The following is a 26218-nucleotide window of genomic DNA, read 5'->3' as shown; positions in this document are numbered from 1 at the left end:
CCCCAAGATAACCGCTCTGCCGGCTCTCTAGCCCCGTTCTTTGTCTATATTCCTCTGAACTATTGGATCGGACTTGGCATGAATCATGGCTACTAGACCGCTTGGCAATTCGCGCATACTGGGCGGTAATTTGGCATTTTGTGGTGGGGGCTTGGGTTGGTTTCTTGCGGCCACAGTTTTAGTACCAGCGGGTAGCGGGGTGGGTGCTTTAACTGGTTGATACGCTGGGGTGCCAGGTGCAGTAGGCAGGGGTTGCTGCTTGGGTTTGGGCAAGGGCTTAGGCTCTGCAACTTGGGCAGGACGTTTTGCTTTGCGAGCTAGGGCACGTGCCTTTTTAGTTGTTGCTGGTTTTAATTTAGTAGCTAGGGGCTTGGGGGCATACTGCGCAGCACGTTGTTTTTGATAAGCATTTAATGCTTCCCAGACGCTTGCATACATAATTCGTTGCAAACGAATCCACTCATCATTACTTAAAAATTCATTTAATCTCATTGGGGCTCTCCATTTCTTATATTTATTTAAGGTAGAGTTAAAAAATACAAAGCTAACTGGAATTTAATAATGCTAAGACCTGCACCTCAATCAAGATCTGGAAGTTCGCAGCAAGATGTAAAGAAAGATTTTTCTAGTGATCAGTTGGCTGGTATCGGCGCTGTTGTGATGGTGTGGAATGAGCTGGAATTTATGCTCGATTGCGCCTTGTATAGTGGTGAAGAGTTGCCGGCTGAATGTCTGCAAGATGATCTTCCAAAAAGAGGATTGGATGAGAAAGTTAGGCAAGTTGGACAGGCTGCAGATAAATGGGGCTTACCGGAAGCATTTATTGCGTCTATTCGAGCATCAGCAAAAGCGTTTAGCGATTTGAAGAATTGTAGAAATGCAGTTGTCCATTCCCGCATATATGATTCTTCAAATGCTATATGCAGTCGCATTACTAGATCTGGTGATATTGAAGAGGTGCTTATAACTCCCCAATCCTTAAATTGGCTATACGAGCAGATTGCAATCCTTCGTTATGAAATGAGGTGTGTAATTGCGGTTTTTGATTTGGTACGCAACACCGCCATAGGCGAGAGGGCCGGAATGTTTGCTCCAAATGAGCTTGATCCAATTCCTGAGGCCTCAGGATGGGTGAGTCAGATTGACGAATGCCGTCAGAAACGTGAGCTTTTAGGTGCAGCCCCCAGCTTTTGAATCAATATTCGCTGGGCAGTAGCAGCACCCAAAAATCACCACCCCAGCAAGCGTATAGGGTGATAGCGGGCAAAGGAAAGTCGGTAAATGGGATATGCTGGCGATCAAGCACTTTGCCATTGCCGTTATCTAACACTAGCTCGGCACTACCTCTTGTCACAGTGAGCTTGGCTGATATAAATTCCTCACGTCCCGTAAATTGAGGCAAATAACTAGCAATGGCATCCATTAGCCAATACGCCTCAGCTTCATCAGCTAGATATTTGCAGCCATCTGTAATGACAGTGCTGGGGCTGATACGGTAATAGTGCTCAGTACCTGTAAATTGGCTAAGCATTGCAGCGTCAAACTCAGTATTTGACATGCTTAATTAACCTGCACGGGCAAGTGAACTAAGTTGTCTGCACCATATTGCCCTTTAAGTAAAAAGATTGCATCGGCCATATTGTTAGCGCAAATACGAGTTTGCACCACATAACCATTTGCACGTACGTAAGCTGAGTAAGTATTCATTTGTATCTCCTAAAAGTAAAAATGGGCTAGATGCACGATTGCAAGCTAGCCCTGGGTCATCATTTCTTAAACGAATTGCGAGTCATCTCGCTTACTTCGTTAATTGCTTCATCTAAATCACCGTTTAGTACAGCGGCTTGTAGATTTTTCAACGTAGCAATCAATTCATCGCCTGTAGCAAGTTCAATCGCATTGGCACCTTTCTTGTTTAGAGGCAATACTTTGCTGCCGTATTTGAGTGTCAAGTTAATCTTGCCCTCGGGGCTGATGTAAAACCACTGACGTACACGCTTAACGGCATCTACAGTCATGCGCTCACCCGTTTGCTTGTTTGTATAGGTGCGGGTGACTTTGGGTTGATATTGTTGCCCTGATTTTTGGGCTTCGCAAAGTGCCAATTGCTCAGCAATTTTGCTGGCCATCTTGTTTCTGCGTGAAACGATTGGGCTTGCGCTTACTGGGCGTTTACCTGTTACTAATTTAAGACTTGTTAGAACTGACATTTAAAACTCCTTTGTTGTTTGGGAGTCTTCAATCTATAGATGGCCTTGTACGGAGTCGACCTAAATAGGCATGGAAAAACAACAGATCTCCTGGTTTTTGTAAGGATTTCATAAATACCAATGAAGAAATTACTTTTGCTAAATAAAAGCATAAGAAATACAAGTAAGGCAAAGGTTGGCACGCCGAAGGAATAGTGCTGCGAAACCCGTTCTGATGTGTGACGGATAGCAATTCGGATCTCTTACTATCTGGCCTCATTGCACTACCCAACGATTTTCGTTGGATGCTTTAAACGACACCCCTATGTGGTAGTAGCGTTTGCAATGCTGTATATAGTTGGTAACGTAGAAATATGTGAACGTAGGCTGAATGTCGAAGTAATTCGTCCAGGCTGAAAGTGAGTGGGAAAGCCAATGAAATAACCCCACAAGCTAATTTGCATATGCTCCCTTGATATAGAGCGCAGATTAGTTGCGTACGGCGGCACATAAAAGGAGATCGCAAAACCTGCCTTCCTTGTTTAACAAGTTGTGCGTATATCAGTTGATCGCAAGACCTCAGTGAAAGGTTTGCTTCAAGTCAAGCCTAAAGGGGCTTGGCTTGAGCTTCCTAGTGAAAGAGGTCAAGAAAAGATAAAAAGAATAGATTCTTAAATTAAAAGAAAGAAAAGTGTTTCGAGCGAGAGCGAGGAAACAAGCGAGCTAAAGCTCGCTAATGAATGTTTGAACAATTAATGATCCAATCAATGTTCTTTATCTTTTGGTGGATTCGGATCATTCCCTGGTGCAATAGTATCTTTGCTGCGAATTTTTCCATCTCGCCCCATTACCTTAAGCTCGCCCCCGCCAGATCTAAATAGCATCTCCTTTGCAGCCCTCTCAGCCTCTGATTGGGTGGCATGTTTACTGGCAGCTTTTGTTGCTCCATCCCTTTTGTTTGCCCATGAGCCATCTTGAGATTTAAAAACTGATCTTGAGTTCTTGGTCGCCATAAGTGTCCCCTAAAAATTGCTGTTATTAGTATAGATATTAAATCTAAATTTGATAAAAATTAATTTGAATATAAGCAAATAAGTAAAACCTTATATTTGCCTGCTGATCATCTCTAAACCATTGTGATCATTGATGAATTTGCACTAAATACTTGTATGCCTTTTTAGGTCGACTTCACACAAATAAGAAATTACATTGAATGTGTGACTTTTATTTGATTTAGGGAGATTACAAGATGAAACAAGCAAAAACATTAACACCACAAGAATTACGTAGAGTTTTAGATCACATAGCTACACGCAAGCATTCAGCTAGAAATAGGGCGATGCTGCTTATTACGCATTACGCAGGGCTACGTGTTGCAGAAATGGCGTCTTTGCGCTTTGTAGACGTTGTTGATGCAGAAGGCGCAATTAAAAACGAGATAATGCTGCGCCCAGAGCAAACCAAGGGCAATTACGCCCGTACGGTCTTTATTAGTGAAAAACTCAAAAAGGAGCTGGCCGCCTATATCAAGTTCTACACCCCAAAAGACCCCCAAGAAAAACTGTTTTATTCCCAGAAGAAAAGTAGTGATGGCTTTAATGCCAATACCGCTACCCAGTTTTTTCACTATCTATATCAAAGGGCAGCGATCCCAGGGGCAAGTAGCCACTCAGGTAGACGCAGCTTTATTACTAACTTAGCTGCTAAGGGAGTTGGGGTCAGGGTGATCATGGGGCTATCAGGGCACAGACAGTTATCTAGCGTGCAGCACTATATAGACTGCAACGATGATCAAAAGCGCAAAGCAGTAGAGCTGATCTAGTAATTCGTTTAAAACGATTTGAACTCGGTCACGCTTATTCGTTTTGGTCGCCTTGATCCAATAGGTCTCCCAGCTGGTCTCTTGTAGCTCTTAAGCTTGGCTTGCGGAAAGGGTTTATCTAGAGGAAATCGTCCTCGGGCAGCATTTTCTGCAATTAGTAGGGCGGTTTTTACAAGTCGCAATGCCATGATACTCAGAACTCTCTTGTGTTCGGCTAGCTTATCTTGATCCATATCTAAATCTGAATCTTTGATTAGATGATCGGGGCTTATTTTCAGTTGATTACCAATTTTCCATAGTGGCATTCCCTCTCTGTACATCGCGATAGCACTGGCACCTTTAATTACAGTATCTTTGCGCAGCTTGCTGGGTTCTAGTTTGTATTCAGAGTCATATTTTGCTGGCAGTGGCGTTCCAAACTCTACATTGAATAACTCTCTGTTGATATAGAAAATTTGCCGTATGCGGCTAATCGCTTCTGTCGCGGTTAAGTTGGTCGGAATTTGCAGAACGATAGTTGGTGATTCTTCGCTTGTAACCTTAACTGTCTGGGTCTGACCTGCCTTGACTAGTTTTTGCTCAATGTCGGGTATGGCGTGTTTTGTGCCATAAAGATGTTTTCCAGTGGTATTCCACCACTTAATGTTGAAAAAATCATCGAAGCCATATTCAACATTTAAAAGCCCAAATTTCTTGGCAACCTCAAAAACCAGTTTTTCGTCTTTCGGTAGTTCAGCCCTTGGAACTTTGAGCCCTCTATGTTTTTTGGTGACCGCAATAAAGCTCGGGCTCTGTGTGATGTAAGGAAGGATGAGCGGATAGCGCCAGTTTGCGACCACATCAACACCTTCTAAGTCCCAATGCGCATCGAATGGTACAGGTTTTTTTGCCATAAATGTTAACAAATAGAAATTATCAAACTAGCGTGAATTTTAACATTAATGAATTCTTGCTGTAATCACCTATATCGCAGCAATGCTGCCGTTCTTTAACAACTTAGCCACACCTATAAGCAGTTTTAACACTGCATAGCACTTGCTAAGTGCAGGCGCTGTGCGGCATTTATTAATGCAGTTTTTTACATGCAACGGGGGATGTATGCAGCTTTTTCAAGAAACAGCAACAAAACAATCTTGCTATTTGCTAGATAGCAAGCGAATTCAAGAGCAGCAAACGGTAAAGCGCAAAGCTAGCTTGGTAACAGATTTTGGTTTGGCATTAAGCGATTTTCATCGCGAAACACAGTGGGAAACAAATTTTTGGGAAGAAATGGGCGGCGTTATCGAGTACCGCAAATATGTTGCAGAACTCAATGACGACGAGATGGCTCTTTCAAAAATGTACTAGTAGCAAACAAGTAACAAATAACGCAGTACTTTCAAACAAACATAAGGGAAGCATATGGACAATATCCAAGCAGCAGTAAACACAAATTCGATCAACACAAATTTTGCAATCAACTTAGAAGAGTTTGCAAAAACTACTGGTGCAGAGATCACCGTTAGCGGTGCATCTGCTGAGCAGCAGGCCAAGATTGAGGAGGCGCAGCAGATATTGCGCGATCTCGAAAAGGCTAGCGTAAACCAAAAGACAGGTTGGTACGACGTGCGAGCGCAATACATCAGTGATGGCACTGGTCCTGCTGAGCCAATCGCATTCGAGTCGTTAATTGGCGAACCACGCATGGGCGATATTGAAAAGCAGCTAGATGAGCTAGCAGCAGAATATGGTCGTCATGTAGGCGAGCTGCAGGTCGCAGAGGCACGCAGCAATAAGTTTTTAATCGGTATGGTTGGTAAATGCCACGACAAGTATGCTCAGTTCTTAAAGCAAAGCATAAAAGAGCAAAAGCGCATTGTTAATCGCATTGACGCATATATGCTCGATCGCAACATCAATGTAACCAGCAAAACATATACGTTAAGTAAGTTATTAATGTGTGTATTTGTTGGTGCGGATGCTAAAAAAATTAATAGCTACTACTCGGCTATTGCTTATGCACAAAAAAACGGTTGCTTGATCGGTAGCTTTGAGCAGTATGTGCAAGAGTGCGGTGGTTTGCAAGCAATGCGCCTAGCAAATGCGCAAAGCAAAAAGTCAACAAGTGCAAGCGCACAAGCAGTGTTATCGCGTGACGAAAAGTTGGCGCAAGCAACGCAATGGGCTAATGCGCGAGAGATTGCCGTGTTCGATAGTGAAGTGCTGGCGCAAAACGTGGACGCAACCGCGGGCAGCATTGTGTTAATTGCTACGCCGTTGTCAGGTGGTAAGTATGCGGTACGTGCCGGTCTGAGCGACAAAGCCGTGGTCGATGCAGCATTGTTGGCTTTTTATAAAGCTAGCAAAGAAGCTATTGGCAATGGGCAAGAAGAACAAGAGCACACGCAAGAAGCCGATCAAATTGATCAGTTGGCAGCGCAAGCAGCGGCAATGGCTGAGTAATTTTTTAACTAAACAGATTGCTACAGGGCCACGCGCCTTGTAGCATTTTTTTCTGGAGGCTATATGAGTGTTAATTTTAGTAATTTTGATGAACTATTTCAGCCTAAAACATTGGGTGATGTGGTTTTTAAAGATACAAAGGCAAAGCAGACGATTGAGGCCTGTATTGCTAAAGATGGTGGTTTCCCCGGCTCGGGTAAAAATGGGATTTTGTTGTACGGAGATGTGGGGACTGGAAAGAGTGCTTTGGCAAAAATATTGCCTGATTTGATTGAGCAAGTGCATAGCGGACAAGATGCGCAGTTAACACAGTATTACGATATTTCGACTACGTCTAATCACGCAAAAATTATTTCAGACATTACCAATCGCACCAATTTCACACCAATTGATGCGTTTCACTACTTTGTGCTTGACGAGGTAGACAACTTAACTAGCGCACACATGCCATCGCTCAAAACGGCGATGAATGCAGGCGGACGATTTGCAGTATTTGTACTAACAACAAACAATTTGTCAAAAATCGACCGCGCAGTGATGGATCGGTGTCATGTGGTGGACTTTACAGCAGCACCAAGCAGTCATTGGCTCCCTGTTATGGGCAAAGTGTTGAGTTATTACGGCGTACTGGGAATTCCAGATCAAGTGTTGATTGATCTGGCAGCAGTTTGTAGAGGTAGTGGTCGTGGGGTACTAAACGGCTGCAAGCAAATCGTGAAGCATTACTACGCAAATAAATCTGTAGTCATTTAACTTATAAGGAGAGATGGTATGGCAATTCAATTGGCAACTTTAAATATTCAATTTATAGAAGGTGACGATACAAACGACACCATCTTGGCGATGGAGAAAATTTTGGAGTGCGCTGCAAATGATGCTGATGTAGAAGATGTCCAAATTTCATACGTTGAGAAGGATAGGGTTATCAGTGTTGGCATATTTTTTGATAGTGACTCACGGCTGAGTTTTTTAGAGGCTGGTATTGCGCTGGGAAATTGCAAAAAAGAGTGCATGGATTCAGATTTAGTGCGCTGTTTGTCATTTTGGAATTCTGTCAACGCTATTGACGGAACCACTATCGCTTCACCCATCTAAAAATCGTTTGAAACGATTTGGTGCCTGCAGCTAACACAGTGCAGGCTTTTTTATTGGTACAAGGAGAGAATATGAAACAAAGCAAGGCAAAAAGTGCTTTATATATGCCGCATTATGGAATTAGCACTGTTGTGATGACTAATGGGGTAACAGTGGAAAGTTATCTAAAGGGGTATTGTGATGATGGGCTGCATTTGTGGTCGCAAATGCAAAAGCAATTAACTTTTAATGAGGTGAAGCTGAGCTTATTGAAAGAGGATGAATACTTTAATAACCATCCTGATGAGGCTATCGGGGATAACACAAGGTGGGCTAAGTTTTGCGATGGGTGTGTTGAGCTGGCTACATTAGATTGCTATCTTTTTGGTAATCCTATTAGATTGGTTCACCCAGATAGTTATAGTAGTAAAGCGCTCAATTCAAAAGAGGCTGCTCGTATTGGAATGCCCGATCTGATTAAAGGCATAGCGGTGCAAAGACGCAATCACTAATTCGTTTTAAACGATTTGCCGGTAATTCTTAATGGATTGCCGGCTTTTTTGTTTTCTGCAGCTAGATAAACCTGTAAGAGTTCTCGTTAAATTTGAGGATTATGAGTATTGGGGTGTAAGGGTATTTTTCCGAGACTCAAATCAGCAAAATTGCTACTAAATTTCATATTTTTTAAGCGATAATGAGCTAAATTAATCACTTAAAAAGCTCACTCATGCTTGACGATATTAAGAAAACTCTTTGGGCGACCGCCGATAAATTGCGGGCAAATATGGATGCTGCCGAGTACAAGCATCTTGTCCTTGGTCTTATTTTTGTCAAATATATCTCTGATACCTTCGCGGCAAAGCAGCAGGAGTTGAATGTGCGCTTGCGTGATCCAAAGGATGAATACTACCTCGCTGATGCAAGTGATGCTGATGTTGTTGCTGAGCTTGAAGAGCGTGACTACTACACAGCTGCGAACGTTTTTTGGGTACCTGAATCTGCACGTTGGGAAGCTATCCGTGCAGCTGCCAAAGCCCCCGACATTGGCAAACGTATTGATGAAGCGTTGACTGTTATCGAGACAGAGAACCCTAAGCTAAAAGGCATTCTTGACAAGCGATATGCAAGAGCACAGCTACCAGACGGCAAGATGGGTGAGCTGGTTGACTTGATTTCAACTATTGGCTTTGGCGACAACGCTAGTGCTGCACGTGATGTTCTTGGGCAGGTATATGAGTATTTCCTCGGTATGTTTGCCAATGCAGAGGGCAAGCGTGGCGGACAGTTCTACACGCCAGCATCAATTGTTAAAGCATTGGTTGCTGTTCTGTCTCCGCACGAGGGCAAGGTATATGACCCTTGCTGTGGTTCGGGCGGTATGTTTGTGCAGAGTGAAAAGTTTATTGAGGCGCACGGTGGCAAGATTGGTGACGTAGCCATTTACGGGCAAGAAGCCAACCCAACAACGTGGCGACTTGCTGCGATGAACTTGGCTATTCGTGGCATCGACTTCAATCTTGGTCGTGAGCCAGCTGACACATTCACGAAAAACCAACACACTGACCTTCGTGCTGATTACATCCTCGCTAATCCACCGTTCAACATCAGCGATTGGTGGCACGGGAGCTTAATGGGCGACCCGCGTTGGGTGTATGGCGACCCACCGCAGGGCAATGCAAACTATGCGTGGTTGCAGCATATGTTGTATCACCTCAAGCCCGCTGGACGTGCAGGCATCGTGCTTGCAAACGGCAGTATGAGTTCCAGCCAAAATAACGAAGGCGCAATTCGTGCGGCAATGGTTGATGCGGACGTTGTTGAGGTAATGATTGCATTACCTAGTCAGTTGTTTTTCAACACTCAAATTCCAGCTTGCTTGTGGTTCTTGGTTAAGCAAAAAACCAAACGCAAAGGTGAAGTTCTGTTCATTGATGCGCGTAAGCAGGGGTCGATGATTAGCCGTGTGCAAGCAGAGTTTACGGATGAGGTGATTAGCAACATCGAAAAAACTGTTGCTGCTTGGCGTGGTGAAGGTGGCGATTACCAAGATATTGCTGGCTTTTGTCGCAGCGTCCCTCTAGCTGAAATTGCATCTCACGGACACGTGCTCACTCCGGGGCGCTATGTAGGTGCAGAAGAAGTGGAAGACGACGATGAAGCATTTGCCGACAAGATGCAAAAGCTGACAGAAAAGCTAGGTGAGCAGATGGCTAAAGGTGCTGAGCTTGATGCAGTGATTAAGCAAAAGCTTGGAGGTCTAGGTTATGACTTCTGAATGGGAGGATTCAACGCTTGGTGATGTATTGACCTTGCAAAGAGGTATGGACTTGCCTGTTCAAGAAAGAAAAGGGGGCAAGCACCCAATTGTTGCTTCAACTGGAGTTGTTGGCTTTCACAATGAAGCACCAGTTAAAGCTCCCGGAGTTGTGATTGGAAGAAGCGGGAGTATTGGCGGCGGTCAATTCGTAGCCCAAGACTTTTGGCCGTTGAATACAACGCTTTGGGTTAAAGATTTCAAAGGAAATGACCCTAGGTATTGTTATTACCTTTTGAAGTCAATCGACTTTAGCTCGATGAATGCTGGAAGCGGAGTGCCAACACTAAACCGAAACCATTTACATCCTATGCGTGTAGCGAAGCCTCCAGTTTCAGTACAAAAATCAATTTCAGGAATGTTGGGTAGTCTTGACGACCGCATCGCACTCTTGCGCGAAACCAATCAAACCCTAGAAGCCATTGCCCAAGCATTGTTCAAGTCTTGGTTCGTGGACTTTGACCCTGTTCGTGCAAAGGTAGAAGGCAAGTTACCCGAAGGTATTGATGCTGCAACTGCTGCACTTTTTCCTGATGGGTTTGAAGAGACTGAGCTTGGGTTAGTGCCGAAGGGTTGGAAAATTAGTACTGTTGAGGAAATTTCTGAACGAGTTGGTATGGGACCGTTCGGTTCGAACATTAAGGTAGAGACTTTCGTTGAATCAGGTATTCCTGTAATCAGTGGCCAGCATTTGAAACAACTGCTTGTTGAAGATAATACTTTTAATTTCATAACTTTAGAACACGCACAGCGACTGTCTAAATCCTGTGTTCAAGCTGGTGATGTGATATTCACGCACGCAGGTAGTATTGGTCAAGTTAGTTTGCTTCACGCTGACTCCGAATACAACAAATACGTTCTTTCACAACGGCAATTTTTTCTTCGCTGCAACAGCTCACTTATAAGCCCTGAATGGATTGTTTATTACTTCAAGTCTGCAGCGGGTCAACATCAGTTGCTCGCAAACACATCTCAAGTCGGTGTTCCATCAATTGCGCGACCAGTTAGTTATTTAAAGTCAATACGATTGATAGTTCCATCCTCCCAAATCAACCAAAAATTCGCTGCGATCGTTGCTCCAACTCATAACCTAATAATTTCAAATCGCAAACATATAAGCACACTCACAGCGTTACGTGACACCTTGTTGCCACGTTTAATCTCGGGGCAGCTGCATATTGCTGACGCAGAAGTAGAACTAGAAAAGGCAATAGCCTAACTATGACCGAAGACCAACTTGAACAAGAGGCATTAGGCTGGCTGAGTGACGTTGGTTACACGTTGCTCAATGGCTATGAGATTGCCGTTGATGGGACAACTCCTGAGCGTCCTGATTACAAGAACACGCTGCTGCCATTCCGCTTGCGTGAGGCAATTAACCGCTTAAACCCAAACATTCCACTTGCTGCACGTGAAGATGCGTTTAGGCAAGTGCAAGACCTTGGCATTCCATCGTTGCTGTCAGCTAACAGGCACTTTCACAAGCTGTTGGTAAACGGTGTCCCCGTGCAGTACCAAAAAGACGGGGAAACTCGCGGAGACTTCGTGCGCTTGATTGATTGGGAAACGCCTGCCAAAAATGATTGGGCTGCAGTCAATCAGTTCACGATTAAAGGCGCACGGCACACACGCCGCCCTGACATTATTTTGTTTGTGAACGGTTTGCCGTTGGTATTGCTGGAGTTGAAGAATCCCGCCGATGAGAACGCTGACATTTGGAAAGCGTTTGACCAAATTCAAACCTACAAAGAGCAAATACCTGATGTATTCCAGTACAACGAGGTATTGGTAATTTCCGACGGTACGGAAGCCCTGCTTGGCTCGTTGTCTGCTGATGCTGAACGCTTTATGGCTTGGCGCACGATTGATGGCAAAACAATTGACCCGCTTGGACAGTTTCAAGAGCTTGAGACATTAGTGCGTGGCTTGTTAGCCCCTGAGTACCTGCTTGACTACCTGCGTTATTTCGTTCTGTTCGAGGATGATGGCAAGCTGGTTAAAAAGATTGCTGGCTATCACCAGTTCCACGCTGTACGTGCAGCCATCGAACAAGTTGTGCAAGCATCACGTCCCGATGGCTCACATAAGGGCGGCGTTGTTTGGCATACGCAGGGCAGTGGCAAGAGCATCACGATGACTTGCTTTGCTGCAAGGGTGATGCAATCTGCTGCGATGGAAAACCCAACAGTTGTAGTCATCACTGACCGCAACGACTTGGATGGACAGTTGTTTGGCGTGTTCAGCTTGTCCCAAGACTTGCTGCGTGAACAACCAGTTCAAATTGGCACTCGTCAAGACTTACGTGCAAAACTTGCCAATCGTCCATCGGGCGGCATTGTGTTTGCAACTATTCAAAAATTTATGCTGGGCGAAGACGAGGACACGTTTCCTGTCTTGTCCGACCGCAGCAACATCGTGGTGATTGCGGACGAAGCGCACCGCACTCAATACGGATTTGATGCCAAGCTAAAGGGCAAGGCGGGTGAAGAACGTTACCAAGCTGGCTATGCACAGCACTTGCGTGATGCTTTGCCAAACGCAACCTTTGTCGCTTTCACGGGCACTCCCGTAAGTAGTGAAGACCGTGACACTCGCGCAGTGTTTGGTGACTACATCCATATTTACGATATGCAACAGGCCAAAGAAGATGGCGCAACTGTTGCAATCTATTACGAATCACGGCTTGCCAAGTTGAAGCTCAATGAGCAGCAGATGCCCACTATTGATGCAGAAGTGGATGAGCTTGCAGAGGATGAAGAGGAAAGCGCACAAAGCAAACTCAAAAGCCGGTGGGCCGCATTGGAGAGGGTTGTTGGTGCTGAACCTCGTGTAGCGCAAGTGGCTGCTGATTTGGTTGCGCACTTTGAAGAGCGCAACAAGGCAATGGCTGGCAAGGCAATGGTTGTTGCAATGAGCCGCGATATTTGCGTTCACCTCTACAACGAAATCGTCAAGCTGCGCCCTGATTGGCACGATGAAGACCCCGAAAAAGGCGCAATAAAAATCGTGATGACTGGTTCGGCAAGTGACAAGGCTTTACTGCGCCCCCATATTTACGATGGCAAAACCAAAAAACGCCTTGAGAAGCGGTTTAAAGACCCAGGCGACGAGTTGAAGTTGGTGATCGTTCGCGATATGTGGCTGACAGGATTTGATGCGCCTTGTGTGCATACACTGTACGTTGATAAGCCGATGAAAGGGCATAACCTGATGCAAGCCATTGCACGGGTTAATCGCGTGTTCAAGGATAAGCAAGGTGGCTTGGTCGTGGACTACATCGGCATTGGCAACGAGCTAAAAGCCGCGATGAAGGAATATACGAACAGCAGCGGACGGGGTAGGACAACAGTTGATGCCCACGAAGCCTACAGCATACTCGCCGAGAAGTTGGACATATTGCGCGGAATGCTGCACGGCTTTGACTACAGCAACTTTTTGGCGGCTGGTCACAAAACGTTGGCTGGTGCAGCTAACCACGTGCTTGGCTTAAAGGATGGCAAGAAACGATTTGCCGATACGGCAGTTGCATTGAGCAAGGCATTCACCTTGTGCTGCACATTAGATGAAGCCAAATCTGTTCGCGAAGAAGTCGCGTTTATGCAGGGCATCAAAGTCTTGCTGACAAAGCGTGACATAACTGCACAGCGTAAGACAGATGAGCAGCGTGACTTAGCGATTCGTCAAATTATTAGCTCTGCTGTGGTGTCGGATAGCGTAGTAGATATTTTTGATGCTGTGGGCTTGGACAAGCCAAACATTGGACTGCTGGACGATGAGTTTTTGGCGCAGGTTAAAAACATCCCTGAACGCAACCTAGCTGTTGAGCTGCTTGAGCGTTTGTTGCAAGGTGAAATCAGAAGCCGATTCAGCAGTAATGTGGTGCAGGAGAAAAAGTTTAGTGACCTGCTGACCAATGTGATTCAACGATACCAAAACCGCGCTATTGAGACAGCGCAGGTGATGGAAGAACTTATAGAGATGGCTAAGAAGTTTCGAGAAGCTTCAAGTCGGGGGGAGCAACTAGGACTTACGGATGATGAAGTTAAGTTTTATGATGCGCTTGCAAATAACGAGTCAGCAGTTCGTGAACTCAATGACGAGATACTCAAGAAGATCGCACATGAGCTGACTGAAAACCTACGTCAAAATATCAAAGTAGATTGGGCGGAGCGTGAAAGCGTCCGCGCCAACTTGCGTCTAATGGTTAAACGTATCTTGCGAAAATACAAATACCCACCAGATCAACAAGATGGAGCTGTTGAGTTAGTGTTGCAACAAGTCCAGGCGCTTGGAGATGAATGGGTTGATGCTGCCTAATTTTGTGCTGAAACTAATTCTTTGAAGATGGTTAAAAATTTATGAGTGAACCTACTGCTACATCGTACCTGACGGCTAACTTTGGCGAAGAAGGTGGAATCTATAGCTGGTCTAGTTATGATGAGGTAAATGCTTGGGTATCTAAGCAACGAAATGATTGGCAGTGGATTTCTCAACAGAATACCAATCCAACCAACACCGCATGGGCTGTCATATGGAACGCCGTAAGTAATTTTACGAATAACTTAAATAGTGCAGAACAGCACAAAGATAATGAAAAACATAATGAACATATGAAGTCTGAGGCTGGGAAGGCTTTAGAACGGTTATTTGGAAAATATCCATTCCTTTTGCCAAATAGCTCTTATGGAAAATACATTTTTGATTTGCGAGATGGGGGTAGGTCAGTTGAAGCTGGGTTAATAACATCGTATTTGCTCGACCAAGATTTAAACGGAGCGCCACTTTCTAAACTTATCCCAGCTCTTGTTGAGTTTGAACTCTTTTCTCGCGGCATAAAAGATCGTGTGAAATCTGAAGGTGCCGCTTTGAAAAGGCTTGTTGGTGATATGTCTACGTTATTGGATGAGCATAAGCAGTTAAAGGCCGCCCAAGTTGCTGAATTCACTGCATTAAATTTAGGTGTCTCGAATCAGGTTGCGGCACAAGGTGAGAGCTTTGAACAGGCTCAAACTGAACGTGATTCGCAATGGACTGCTCAACTAACAGCAACAGCAGAAGAACTTAAACAGCTGAATGCTACATATGATGCGTATATGGCGTTGGCAGCTCCAGTTAGTTACTGGGAGGAGAAGCAAAAGAAACATGGCAAGTGGGCTAAGTGGTCATTCATCGGATTGACACTTTGTATGGTCGCATTTGGAGGTGTACTGTTTTGGGAGTTGCGTGGTGTAGCGCAAATGATTGAAGACACAAGAATTGCCGCTGTTGCCTCAAGTGCAACCAATGCAAAGCTAGGAAGCACAGTTGCAACAGCGACTGCCTCTAGTACGTTGTCGCCATTACTTGATGTCTTGGCAACGTGGAAGATTGGAGCCTACATTCTTCTTGTGACCTTGGCGTTTTGGTTTATTCGCTTGCTTGTTCGAATTTTCCTCAGTCATATTCACCTTGAGAATGATGCGGCTGAACGTGTCACTATGGCTAAAACGTATCTTGCCTTAATACGTGATGGTTCATTTGAAGGTAAAGATAATATTGGAACAATCCTTGCTGCGCTTTTTAGACCAACGGGTGATGGCATAGTGAAGGACGAGGGCTTGCCTCCTACTGCAATGGAATGGCTTACAAAGTTAAGTGGTAAATGACATTCTCTGCGTTATTTAAATCGTTTCAAACGTATTGTTATATATTTTTGATTTGAAGCGCAGAAAAAGCGAACGAACGCGAATTTGAATATAAAAGTATGCAAATCGTTTAAACGATTTGTTCATTATATTTTTGTAGTGATACACTTTTGTTACATGCAGTTGCAGTGCTTTATTGTGTTGCAAAAGCTAATCTAATAATTTCAAAAAGAGCTTCTACATTCACCTCTACACTTTACTTAAAGTGCTTCTAAGCCATATTCTATAAGGCTTAGGTAGGGGTTGCTCTTCTCATAATCCTTTGGTCCGCGGTTCAAGTCCGCGAGGGCCCACCAGTAATGGAAATACCAACCTTCGGGTTGGTATTTTTTTGAGTCACTTTAAGTAGTCTTTAGTAATCTGCAAAAAATTATTTATCGCAATGGGGTATTTGGGTCGCTACCCTAAATATTTTTACAAACTAAGCTCATACAACAGTTTTAAAAATATTGGGTTTTAACTACATAAATGCTTATATAAATAATCAGCCTTATCTCACAAAATATGAAGCTTTTTGGGGCTGTTATTGAGTTTTTTGTGTGTTAAAATGCATGAAATTTTAATTAAAAATCATGCAAAATAACTTAATTAAACCTTCTTTAAATGAACGTTCTAAATCTGAAGATAGTGCTTTGGGAAGACTTCGTTCGCATTTAAAAAAGGGCCATGTCTATAGAAGGGAGGATCTTCTAGTCGGCTCTAGTGCGATTGACCGCCATTTAAGGCAATTGGTTGATGCGGGTGATTTAGAGAAACTTGCTCAAGGGCTATATTACGCACCTAAATCCTCAGCATTTGGTAGGGTGCCTCCTAAAGATAGTGAGTTAGTAGGAGCTTTTTTAAAAGATGAAAATTTTTTATTACTTTCGCCCAATAGTTATAACTCTTTGGGTCTAGGAACAACCCAACTATATAACAAGATGGTTGTGTATAACCACAAACGTCACGGTGTCTTTAAATTGGGTAATAGAAGTTTTGAGTTTCGGTTAAAGCCGAACTTTCCCAAAAAAGTAGATAAAGAGTTCTTGTTGGTCGATCTATTAAATAACCTTGACTCCCTTGCCGAGAATCAAGGCGATGTGTTGGCTATGGCAGAGAAGCAGTTAGATAAGTTTGAAACTGGTAAATTGCAAAAAATGGTTAGTGCTTATGGTGCAGGAAGAACTAAAAAGCGGTTTTCGTCTTGGTTGCATCACCTCCAAAGAGTGAGCGCTTAATGCTGTTGCATGACCATAAAAATTTCAAAGATCTGATTGCGACAGTATCGGATGCAATGAATATTGATCCCACCTTGGTTGAAAAAGACTATTGGATCATGCATTGTTTGTGGGGATTGAAGCAACAAGGATTTGCATTTGAATTGAAGGGTGGAACTTCACTATCAAAAGGATTTGGGCTAATCCATCGTTTTTCTGAAGATATTGATATCCGCATTGAACCGCCAACAGGCATGAATGTTAAGGTTGGTAAAAATCAAGATAAAGAAGCGCACATAAAATCTAGATTTGAATATTACGATTGGGTTGCCAGCAACTTGAAAATTTCTGGCATACAAGATGTAGTACGAGACCATGCATTTGATGATGAAGAAAAAATGCGCAGTGGTGGGGTTCGCTTAAATTACCCATCTGCAACACCATCGTTGCGTGGATTAAAGGATGGTGTGTTATTGGAGCTCGGCTTTGACGATACGGCGCCCAACAAACCTGTAGATATTTCATCATGGGCATATGATTATGCGGTTCAGTATGTTAAAGATATTGATGACAATAGGGTTAAAAATGTCTTGTGTTATTTGCCTGAGTACACCTTTGTGGAAAAGCTACAAACTATTTCTACAAAGTATCGCCAGTACAAAGACGGCAAGGGGTTTCCTAAGAATTTTTTAAGACATTACTACGATGTATATTGCCTTTTGGGTTATCAGCCTGTCCTAGAGTTTATTAAAACTGATCGGTATCAAGCTAGAAAGAGGGAGAGGTTTTCTAGGTCAGATAATTTGATCATTATTCAGAATCCAGCTTTTCTTTTGGCTGATATTGAAGACAGAAAGTTATTTGAGTCTGAATATCAAAAAGTAGCTAGCCTATATTACAAAGGCCAGCCAAGTTTTTCTGATTTGATAAATCGAATTAGTGAACATCTAAAAATTTTGTAGGCAATCTCTAATTTTTTAGAATTTACTAATCACAAAGTTTTTTGGCGTTGGAATAATTAGCTGTTTTCGAAATTTATCAAAAATTGGCTATGGGTTTAAGTAATAAATATTGTCATTGAACATAAATTGCCTAGAGGTATGTGGTTTAATAAAATCAAACCAACTTCTGACATTTATGGCGAATCAATTTCTCATTTCTAATCGTGCAAAACACATCTTCTTAATTGAAGATGATGAATCTATGCGTGCGACCTTAAAAGGGTTGTTGGAATTTGCCGGTTATCAGGTCCACGATTATTCATCGCCCCTTGAGTTTTTGGGCGTTGCCCAAGCTTTTAAAACCTTTACTGTTGTGACGGGGGAGCAAGAGAGAGCCGGCACGCCGCCGATTTTCTCAGAGATCATGCAAGCGCGTTATTTGGGGACGGTCACTATTTCGGGTGATGTGACAACTTTAGGTAATCAGGAATATACGGCGAATCAAATTGATATCGGTACCAGCCAGTCAACAAGCGCTTATACCTTTACCGCTTCTGAGGGTCGTGTGATCTTTAACACTGGAGCAACGGGTTCCAATGTGGCGCCAACAGCAGTAGGAGGTAATACATATAGAGTTATTGATACTGAATCCATTAGATTGGCAAAGTTATCTAGTAACGATATTACTGCTGCATTGGTGTTATCTGAAATTCACCGTACATCAAAAGTGAATAGCGACATCATAGAAGAGTCTCGAAAAGTTTCTAAAGGTGGTACTGGTTTAGAAATCGTCTGTCTTGACTATGACGGTGATGGTAATTGCCGTTTAGATGACTAAATAACCAAGCTTTTTTTCTATAGTTGGTAAGTAGTAAATCCCCACAAAAATGACTCTAAACCCAATTGATCTATAGAAATTTATTGGGGCAATACAGTATTTATTTATGCCGTTGCCAGTATAAATAAGGGTTAACCCTTATAAAAAGCGTGGTTAATCCATCTATTTTTTAGTAATTAATTGTAATAGTTTGTAATTAATTGCAATAATTAGCCCTAAGGCTAATAGCCATTAATTAATCAATTAATTTCTGAAAAATATCACTATGTCTACTCGTCAACTTAAAAAAGTAAAAGCAATTCCTTTGGTTGTTGCTCTTGTTTTGGGTGGGTTATTGCCCTCAACATATGCAGAGGCTGCAGATTTCATCAATGGTGGTTTTGAGACTGGTGATACTTCAGGTTGGTCTATTTATGGTGGACTTTGGCAAGGTTCTACACCTTCTTTAGCGCCGTTGGATCCATTTAGTTCAGCGTGGTCATTAAACTCATCTAATGCTTCAGTGACTGTGGTGAACAGTACTACTACTGATACGTATATTACTCAATACAATGCGGCCAACAACACCAATATAACTCCTGTATTTGACGGAAGTAATGCTGTTAGAGTTAACAATAACGCTAATAATTTTTCCGTTAGCGTTATTCGCCAATCCGTAACCAACTATTCTGCTTCCACTATTTATGTGGCATGGTTGGCTGTTTTGCAGGGTTCTCATGGTCCAACGGATTCAGATCATTTTGTGATTAAAGTTCATGATGACACTACTAATACCGATGTGGCATCTATTTCATATAGCTCTGCAACAACTGCATCATTTTTTACTAATCTAAATGGCGTTTATGTTTCTGGTTGGCGTGCTGATGGTATTAACGTGACAGCCGGACATGACTATACACTTGCATTGCTGGCATCAGACTGTAATGCTGGTGGGCATTGGGGGTATGTTTATTTAGATTACATGGGCGCAAATGCACCGCAGGGCCTGACAGTTAATGTGGCAGCTCCTACGGCTCATGATATTGTGGGGAGTAATGAGTTAGCGGCAAATTTGGGAACGACTTTAAATCCGAGATTTGATGGCGGTACTTTGGTTCTAGATGGCACATCGTTAGGTAGCACGTATACATTCACGATTACAAGTAATAACGGTACTGTAGATGTAAGTGGTAACACTGCTACGATAGATACTGTTATTGCAAATGACTCAAGCGCAGCTGGTAGTTTAAGAGTAACAAACTCTGGCTCTGGAGGTGTTCTAACATTAACAGCGATTAATACATATACTGGTACGACTACTATTGATAGTGGTGCAACTTTAGCGTTAACTGGATCTGGCTCAATAGCCGCATCAAGTGGCGTTATTGCTAATGGTACGTTTGATATTTCTGGCACAACTACTGGTACGTCTATTCAGGCTTTAACTGGTTCTGGTTCTGTTATCTTGGGTTCAAAGACGCTGACTATCACAAATGCCTTAGGTATTTTTTCTGGGGTAATGTCGGGTACTGGGGGGGTAAATTTAACTAACGGCACTCAAACCTTGAATGGCGTTAATACTTATACTGGTGACACGACTATTAATGGCGGTACATTAATAGTTGGCGATGCTTCAAATCAATCATCAGCTGCTATTGTTAGTTCCACAACAGTTTCATCTGGTGGAACGCTTGCTGGCTATGGAACTGTTGGTGCTACTGGAACAACTCTAACTAATTCAGGAACAGTATCCCCTGGTAATAACAGTATAGCTACGTTATCAGTGGGCGGTGCTTATGTTCAAAATAGTGGGGGCAATTTACTTTTAGGATTAACTCCTACGACAAACGACTTGCTCGCTGTTGCTGGAACTGCAACGCTTGATGGCACATTAACAGTTAATGGGTCTTCAGGGACTTATACCCCAACACGTTACACACTTGTAACATCATCAGGACGGTCTGGAACCTTTAATACATTCTCGACAGATCTAAGCTCATATACAACATTGGGTTACTTTTTAAGTTATGACAATAACAATGTCTACTTAACGCTAGGCCCAGATTACGTTAATACTACTGTTAGCTTAAATGATAATTATGAACAAATAAGAAGTGTGTTTGCATCCGAAAGCTCGGCGTTAATGAATGGCCTTAATTATGACTGCTCACTTTTTGGTGAAAATAATATTTGCTTGAACCTGGGAGGGCGGATTAGTTATGTGTACAACAAGCTAGATGGCTTTGATGGACATAGCCCAATGACTACTTCAGCATTATTAATTGGTGCCTATAGAGTCGATCCAACATTAAGGGTTGGTGCTTGGGTTGATCAAGACTTACATACACAGGGTGGTAATGTAAAAGTATCTAACTCTAATCCAATGTTTGGTATTTTTGGTGTGTATTACCCATCGGGTAATAACACGGAATGGCAAGTTAAGTTAGCTGCCTCATATGTTGATAAGAACATTGATATTACTCGTAAGCAGTTGCTAAATACTGAGCCAGGTCATGGGAAAACATCCTATCAAGGTGTGGCTGCTTTGGCTGAGCTAGCCTATGGTTTTGATCGTGTTGTGCCTGATTCAGTAGTTTCTCCATTTATTGGATTTAAAAATGTTAACGGTAGCATGGGAGCGTACGCAGAGTCAGCAAGCGCATCTGTCCAGGTGCCAGTGACATACGCCAAGTATTCTCAATGGGCAACCATGGCATATGGTGGCCTTAAGTTTGATGGTAATTTGGATCCTAAAGTGAAGTACTCTGCTTCAGTGGGTGTTGATACAGACATCAAACACAATGACCCAAGTTATTCTGGTACGAGCAATATCTATGGTTTAAGTAGTTTTAATTTGGCGCCATCAACAGCCGCTCGTCATACAAGATCGTTTGCCACTCTTGGTTTTAGTTATATGTTGGAAAAGAATGAATCTGTTTACCTTGGTGGGTCATATCGCCAAGATCAATTTAAAGGTATCAGCTCATTATCTGGTATGTTGATTTACACAGTAGGTTTATAAAATAGCCATGATTTATCGACTATTATTTTTATTGTGTGTATTAGCGAACCCTATTTTTTCGATCGCAGCTGATGTAAAACATGATGCATATATTTCTTCATGGAGTAGTAGTTGTAATTCTTCTACTGCTTCATCGGCGAAGGTGTGTGTGATGGAGAAGCATTTGTTCTATGACAAGTCTATGTCACAAAGAATGGTTTCTGTTGGGTTAAGAACTGCACAAAATGAAGCAGTTGTTCTAACTCTAGTTACGCCATTGGGTGCTTTAATATCGGAAGGATTGACTCTAGATCTTCAGGGGCTTGAGGAAAAGAAATTATCATTTTTGTTTTGTGATCAGACTGGTTGCGTGACGCAAATTAAACTTACTGACGATATGCTAGCTAGTTTGAAGAAGAAAAAGACATTAGTTCTTAAATACCAAGCTTTTAATGCAAATAAAGCAGTTATTAACTTTGATTTCTCAGGTTTTGATTCGGTATTTGAGAAAATTAAGCAATAGCGTTAAATACCCTAACTAGTGGTTTTTTAATAAAAAGACCACTTTTTAGTCATAATGTCACTATGACTAAAAAAATTCTCTATTACATAGCAATTTTTCTAATGGCATTATCTATGCAAGTTGCTAATGCTAAAAAAGATTATGTGATTGCCCAAGGATATTTTGAAGATGTTAGCAATCAATTAACTTTTGAAGAAGTTAAAACCAAAAGCTTCTCCGTTTATCAGGATATCCTAACTGGAGGGTATAGCCATTCAACTTTCTGGTTAAAGCTCACGATAAAAGGTGGTCAGCTAAATGAAGTCAATGATTCACTGGTTCTTCGATTGAGGCCTAGTTACACGGATGAAATCGAGCTATTTGATCCACTCGATCAAAATAACAAGCTGAAGCCTCGTTTGACGGGTGATATGCATGCATGGTCTGACGATGAATATCAGTCACTCAACTTAAATTTTAAAATTAAAAAGACAGCGTTAGACCGCGATGTTTATTTGCGCGTTAAAAGTGCCCACACCTATATGCTTCATGCTGAGGCGCTAGATTTATCAACCGCTGAGGCTTCAGATAGAAAATTAGAGCTAATTTATTTCTCGTATCTGGGATTTTTGGTCATTTTATTTGTTTGGCTAATTAGTGCCTGGAGCCTCAATAAAGAGAAAGTGCTTGGGTTGTTTTCAATCACTCAATTAGCTGCTATTTTTTATGCAGCAGCCATGTTTGGGTTTTTTCGAGCTATCTTTGATGATGTAATTTCTCCACATCATTTAAATGATGTGACCAATTATTTAATTGTTAGTTATGTGGGAATTGCACTTTACTCACATGTCAATTTATTGAGTGAATATGGGGTTAAAAAATCTTTTAAATGGATATTGTGGATTTTCTTATTGGTACCAATTTTTTCATTCATTTTGATCGCTTTGGGTTATGTGACTAGTGGCTTACAACTTAATGCTACTAGTTTGATTTTCGCTACAACTTTCCTTGCTATAACCACATATTATGGATTTGATTCTAATGCCGTTAATCCAGTGGGAGCTGTCTTGCCAAAATCATTTATTAAGGCGTATTACACCTTATTACTACTTATTCTCTTGGTGACTTTATTACCTATGATGGGGTTAATTAAAGCGGTCGAGTTTAGTTTGCATGCTCTTTTCATTCACGGGTTATTAAGTGGGTTGATGTTGTTTTCACTGTTACAGTACCGCGCTAAAAAAATAAGCGAAATGCAGCTTGAGAGAATCTTAGTTGAATCAAGTAAGGCGCAACAAGAACAAATACGTAGAGAAGATCAAGGTCGTCTTGTGGGTATGTTGACGCATGAGTTGAAAAACTCTTTAGCTGTGGTTGATCTGGCTGTGAGCCTTATTTCTTCAAAGTTGAAGGGAGATTCACCTTCATTAGATAAAAACCTAATTAATATTTCAAAGGCGATGGATGATATTAATTTGGTGATTGCTAGATGTATTGATGTTGATCGTTTAGATCAAGAGAAAATTTATGTTTCAAAAAAGAATACTAATTTGGCTGATTTCTTTAGAGAGTTGGCGCTAGAAATGCAAGGCGCTAACAGGTTGCATTGGGATTGCAGCAAGAATGTCTATGTCGATCTTGATCCTGATTTGCTTAAGGTGATTGTTATTAATTTAATTGATAACGCTATTAAGTATGCTGAAGCTGACTCGCCGATTGATGTTCAAGTGATATCGGATGATCTCAAAACTGCTATTTCCATCAAAAACCAAGCTGGGTATTCTGGATTGCCGGATGAAAAAAAATTGTTTGAAAAATACTATCGTTCAGAGAAGGCGCAGAAAAATCGTGGTACGGGTTTAGGTTTGTGGTTAAGTCGTTCTATTGCTCATCTCATGAATGCTGAATTAACTTATGACGCTAAGGGAGATGTGATTAATTTTTCAATTGTGTGGGCTCGAGATGGTCAATGAAAATCCATACGTAGTTCTTGTTGAGGATTACGAGTTATTAAGAGAACAATTAACTGAATTTCTTCAGGCTAAGGGCTTTGATGTGGCCGCCGTGGATGGTGGAGAACAGCTTAATGATGCCCTAAAACTAAGGCTTCCAGACATCTTAATCTTGGATCTCAATTTGCCGGGTGAAGACGGTCTAAGTATTGCTAAGCGAGTAAGGGCTCTACAGCCTGCAATTGGCATCATCATGATGACAGCTCGCATTACTGGAGCTGATAAGGTCGTTGGTTACGAGTCTGGTGCAGATGTTTATATTACTAAGCCAGCTAAGCCAGAAGAGTTGCTGGCAGCTATGTCTAATTTACTCATTAGATTACAGCCGGTTGCAAAAAGAGACAGCCTATGGAGATTGCGGCCTAAAGAAAATATACTCCAGTCTCCAGTTGGAGTAGAAGTAAAGCTAACTTCAAATGAATTGACTATTGTCGAAATGCTTGCTTTATCTTCTGAGAGAAAAGTTCGAACAGATATTTTGAGTAGTAAATTGGGGAAAATAGAAGGCGAGTTCTCTAAAAATCAACTTGAAGCCATTATTAGCAGATTGCGGAGAAAAATTGCCGAAGTAGCCATGGCAAAAGATGTTATTAAATCAGTTTGGGGTTATGGTTATCAGTTATGTGTGGATTGCATTATTGAATAGTTAAAATACAAGTCGAATTGAGAGTCATCGATCAAGTTGTCACTGAACAGAATGTGAAATTTTTGAAAAAGAAGCGGCCAATTAACCCTATCAAGTCAGCCATTAATTTGTATATGGTGAAGGCCAGTGTTTTTATTGAAAATCATATTCATTTAAAGGCTTTAGATTTTGTAGGTCGTTGTCAACAGATCCTTACCCATTTACCAGATAAATTAGCCGGTATTTTTTCTAATTGGCAATGTCCTCACTCGCTGAGATTTTTGTTGCCGATTTTTAATAAAGTCACTAAAGAATTCATCAATCTTCAAGGATGCGTTACCTTAAAACTCAGTCCTCCCTTGAGTTATTGTGCTCGACAGTTTTATAAATTTCAGTATTGGTTGATTAACTCTGATCAGGTTAGATTTAATGGTGGGGTTGCAATTTTTTCTTATGAGAGTAAAGATGCAAGAAAAACTTTTCTTTTTGTTGCATTAGTTCATGCGATTCTCTTTTTTTTAGCCTTAAGTTTTTCTGAATTAAATAGTAAGAAAATTCCAGACCTTATGATTGAGTTATCGGGGTCACCGGCAGCTTCTGATGGCTTGTCTCAATCGCCTGGTGAGCAGGGTTTACCTAATCCTGTGAAGGATGTACCTAAAACATCGTCGGTAACTGAAAATGTTGATACACAGCTTATGAAGGAGCGCGAGCTTAAGCGTTTGGAGAAAAATAAAGAGCTAGAGTTGGAGCGGGAGAGGCGAAAAGAAATTGAGCGTGAAAGACAAAAGCAAAAAGAGAAAGAGCGAGAGCTTAATTTGGAGCGGGTTAAAGAGCAGGAGCGTGATCGCCAAAGAGCTAGAGAGTTAGAGCAGGAGAGAAAGAGGGAGCTTGAGAGAGAGCGTCAAAGAATTAAAGATTTAGAGCAAGAAAAGAAAAAAGAACAGGATCGAGCAAGAGAGCAAGAGAGGCAAAAACAAAAAGAAGTTCAGGAGCAAAAGCAACGAGAAAAGCAATTAGAGCAACAACAAAAGCAACAAAAACAAAAAGAGAAATTGCCTGAGCCTAAGAAATTGGAGAGGGATGGTACTTTGCCACCTCCTCCAGCCCCAGCGACTCCTGCGGCGCCATCAATACCTGCGCCGAGTGCTCCTGCATCATCCCCGCCTCCATCCAGCTCAGCGACCCCATCTTCTTCAGCTGCTGCATCGGCACCACTAACATCTGGTGGTTCCTCATCGTCCGCATCGGGGGCTGGTGGCTCTATGAGTGCTAGCATTTCTAATGCGCCAGCATCCGCACCAACGCTTGATGCTGAGCCTAAAGCTCTAACCCAAAGCAATCCTAAGCCAGCCTATCCATTGCTAGCATTTAAGATGAAGATTCAGGGTAAAGTTCTCTTGACAGTTGATGTTGCTGAGAATGGTTCTGTGAATAGGGTGACGATTGCTGAGTCAAGTGGTAATGAATCTTTGGATCATTCCGCATTGGATGCAGTGAAGAGTTGGAAATTTACACCAGCAAGAAAAAATGGCGTGATTGTTAGTCAAGTTATCAAAGTGCCAATCACATTTAGTTTGAAAAATCGTTAATTAGAAA

25 protein-coding genes are annotated in these 26218 nt (G+C 42.2%); 19 read left to right on the top strand and 6 right to left on the bottom strand.

The features are described from left to right. Positions 1–27: 27 nt before the first annotated feature. The gene (locus ICV01_RS07375; protein WP_215287061.1) at positions 28–492 is read right to left on the bottom strand and encodes a hypothetical protein; all 465 of its coding nucleotides are present in this window, start codon (positions 490–492) and stop codon (positions 28–30) included. Positions 493–561: 69 nt separating this feature from the next. Here ICV01_RS07375 and ICV01_RS07370 point away from each other — a divergent pair, with 69 nt between their 5' ends. Then, complete coding sequence (locus tag ICV01_RS07370; RefSeq protein ID WP_215287059.1) at positions 562–1194, top strand: hypothetical protein; 633 nt, start codon at positions 562–564, stop codon at positions 1192–1194. Position 1195: 1 nt separating this feature from the next. Here ICV01_RS07370 and ICV01_RS07365 read toward each other — a convergent pair whose 3' ends face one another. The 4 genes from ICV01_RS07365 to ICV01_RS07350 all read right to left on the bottom strand — a co-directional run bounded on the left by ICV01_RS07365 (position 1196) and on the right by ICV01_RS07350 (position 3202). Continuing rightward, positions 1196–1558, bottom strand: coding sequence for a DUF6876 family protein (locus tag ICV01_RS07365; protein WP_215287057.1), 363 nt, complete (start codon positions 1556–1558; stop codon positions 1196–1198). 2 nt (positions 1559–1560) lie between these two features. After that, entirely contained in the window at positions 1561–1707 is a 147-nt protein-coding gene (locus ICV01_RS07360; protein WP_215287050.1) for a hypothetical protein, read from the bottom strand. Positions 1708–1766: 59 nt separating this feature from the next. Continuing rightward, on the bottom strand, positions 1767–2210 hold the full coding sequence (locus ICV01_RS07355) for a DUF6641 family protein (RefSeq protein WP_215287049.1): 444 nt from the start codon (positions 2208–2210) through the stop codon (positions 1767–1769). 743 nt (positions 2211–2953) lie between these two features. Next, a complete protein-coding gene (locus ICV01_RS07350) occupies positions 2954–3202 on the bottom strand; it encodes a DUF2188 domain-containing protein (protein ID WP_215287047.1) in 249 nt (82 codons plus the stop codon). 236 nt (positions 3203–3438) lie between these two features. Here ICV01_RS07350 and ICV01_RS07345 point away from each other — a divergent pair, with 236 nt between their 5' ends. Further along, positions 3439–4011, top strand: a complete 573-nt coding sequence (locus ICV01_RS07345) for a site-specific integrase (RefSeq protein WP_215287045.1) — start codon at positions 3439–3441, stop codon at positions 4009–4011. A gap of 8 nt (positions 4012–4019) precedes the next feature. On the opposite strand, the gene ICV01_RS07340 is transcribed toward ICV01_RS07345, so the two are convergent. Beyond that, the gene (locus ICV01_RS07340; protein ID WP_215287043.1) at positions 4020–4904 is read right to left on the bottom strand and encodes a hypothetical protein; all 885 of its coding nucleotides are present in this window, start codon (positions 4902–4904) and stop codon (positions 4020–4022) included. Between the two features lie 205 nt (positions 4905–5109). On the opposite strand from ICV01_RS07340, the gene ICV01_RS07335 reads away from it, so the two are divergent. The 17 genes from ICV01_RS07335 to ICV01_RS07255 all read left to right on the top strand — a co-directional run bounded on the left by ICV01_RS07335 (position 5110) and on the right by ICV01_RS07255 (position 26211). Next, positions 5110–5358: a hypothetical protein gene (locus ICV01_RS07335; protein ID WP_215287041.1), complete on the top strand. Its 249-nt coding sequence runs from the start codon at positions 5110–5112 to the stop codon at positions 5356–5358. Positions 5359–5412: 54 nt separating this feature from the next. Beyond that, the gene (locus ICV01_RS07330; protein ID WP_215287039.1) at positions 5413–6453 is read left to right on the top strand and encodes a hypothetical protein; all 1041 of its coding nucleotides are present in this window, start codon (positions 5413–5415) and stop codon (positions 6451–6453) included. A gap of 63 nt (positions 6454–6516) precedes the next feature. Beyond that, positions 6517–7206 (top strand): AAA family ATPase, encoded by a 690-nt coding sequence (locus tag ICV01_RS07325; protein WP_215287037.1) that lies wholly within the window; start codon positions 6517–6519, stop codon positions 7204–7206. Between the two features lie 18 nt (positions 7207–7224). Then, a complete protein-coding gene (locus tag ICV01_RS07320; protein WP_215287035.1) occupies positions 7225–7548 on the top strand; it encodes a hypothetical protein in 324 nt (107 codons plus the stop codon). A gap of 71 nt (positions 7549–7619) precedes the next feature. Then, positions 7620–8039 carry a hypothetical protein gene (locus ICV01_RS07315; protein ID WP_215287033.1) on the top strand — a complete coding sequence of 140 codons (420 nt, stop codon included), beginning with the start codon at positions 7620–7622 and terminating at the stop codon, positions 8037–8039. Between the two features lie 215 nt (positions 8040–8254). Further along, positions 8255–9802, top strand: a complete 1548-nt coding sequence (locus ICV01_RS07310) for a class I SAM-dependent DNA methyltransferase (protein WP_215287031.1) — start codon at positions 8255–8257, stop codon at positions 9800–9802. Next, positions 9792–11060 (top strand): restriction endonuclease subunit S, encoded by a 1269-nt coding sequence (locus ICV01_RS07305; RefSeq protein ID WP_215287029.1) that lies wholly within the window; start codon positions 9792–9794, stop codon positions 11058–11060. Before ICV01_RS07310 ends, ICV01_RS07305 begins: the two co-directional genes overlap by 11 nt. 2 nt (positions 11061–11062) lie before the next feature. Beyond that, on the top strand, positions 11063–14158 hold the full coding sequence (locus tag ICV01_RS07300) for a type I restriction endonuclease subunit R (protein ID WP_215287021.1): 3096 nt from the start codon (positions 11063–11065) through the stop codon (positions 14156–14158). Positions 14159–14199: 41 nt separating this feature from the next. Further along, on the top strand, positions 14200–15486 hold the full coding sequence (locus ICV01_RS07295; protein ID WP_215287019.1) for a DUF6161 domain-containing protein: 1287 nt from the start codon (positions 14200–14202) through the stop codon (positions 15484–15486). A 611-nt stretch (positions 15487–16097) separates the two neighbouring features. Then, on the top strand, positions 16098–16742 hold the full coding sequence (locus tag ICV01_RS09100) for a DUF6088 family protein (protein WP_251369337.1): 645 nt from the start codon (positions 16098–16100) through the stop codon (positions 16740–16742). After that, positions 16709–17683: a nucleotidyl transferase AbiEii/AbiGii toxin family protein gene (locus ICV01_RS07285; protein WP_251369336.1), complete on the top strand. Its 975-nt coding sequence runs from the start codon at positions 16709–16711 to the stop codon at positions 17681–17683. Before ICV01_RS09100 ends, ICV01_RS07285 begins: the two co-directional genes overlap by 34 nt. 175 nt (positions 17684–17858) lie before the next feature. Further along, positions 17859–18500: a hypothetical protein gene (locus ICV01_RS07280; protein ID WP_215287017.1), complete on the top strand. Its 642-nt coding sequence runs from the start codon at positions 17859–17861 to the stop codon at positions 18498–18500. A gap of 265 nt (positions 18501–18765) precedes the next feature. Continuing rightward, positions 18766–21501, top strand: a complete 2736-nt coding sequence (locus ICV01_RS07275; RefSeq protein ID WP_215287015.1) for an autotransporter-associated beta strand repeat-containing protein — start codon at positions 18766–18768, stop codon at positions 21499–21501. 7 nt (positions 21502–21508) lie between these two features. Further along, positions 21509–22003, top strand: coding sequence for an invasion associated locus B family protein (locus ICV01_RS07270; protein WP_215287013.1), 495 nt, complete (start codon positions 21509–21511; stop codon positions 22001–22003). 101 nt (positions 22004–22104) lie between these two features. After that, positions 22105–23955 (top strand): 7TM-DISM domain-containing protein, encoded by a 1851-nt coding sequence (locus ICV01_RS07265; protein WP_215287011.1) that lies wholly within the window; start codon positions 22105–22107, stop codon positions 23953–23955. Continuing rightward, positions 23945–24640, top strand: a complete 696-nt coding sequence (locus ICV01_RS07260) for a response regulator transcription factor (RefSeq protein ID WP_215287010.1) — start codon at positions 23945–23947, stop codon at positions 24638–24640. The genes ICV01_RS07265 and ICV01_RS07260 overlap by 11 nt, the downstream gene beginning before the upstream one ends. Before the next feature lie 53 nt (positions 24641–24693). After that, positions 24694–26211 (top strand): energy transducer TonB, encoded by a 1518-nt coding sequence (locus tag ICV01_RS07255; RefSeq protein ID WP_215287009.1) that lies wholly within the window; start codon positions 24694–24696, stop codon positions 26209–26211. Positions 26212–26218 lie beyond the last annotated feature (7 nt).

It is taken from the genome of Polynucleobacter sp. MWH-Spelu-300-X4, from assembly GCF_018687515.1.
In the GTDB taxonomy this organism is placed as follows: domain Bacteria; phylum Pseudomonadota; class Gammaproteobacteria; order Burkholderiales; family Burkholderiaceae; genus Polynucleobacter.
This window is presented reverse-complemented; position numbering and strand designations above follow the sequence as displayed.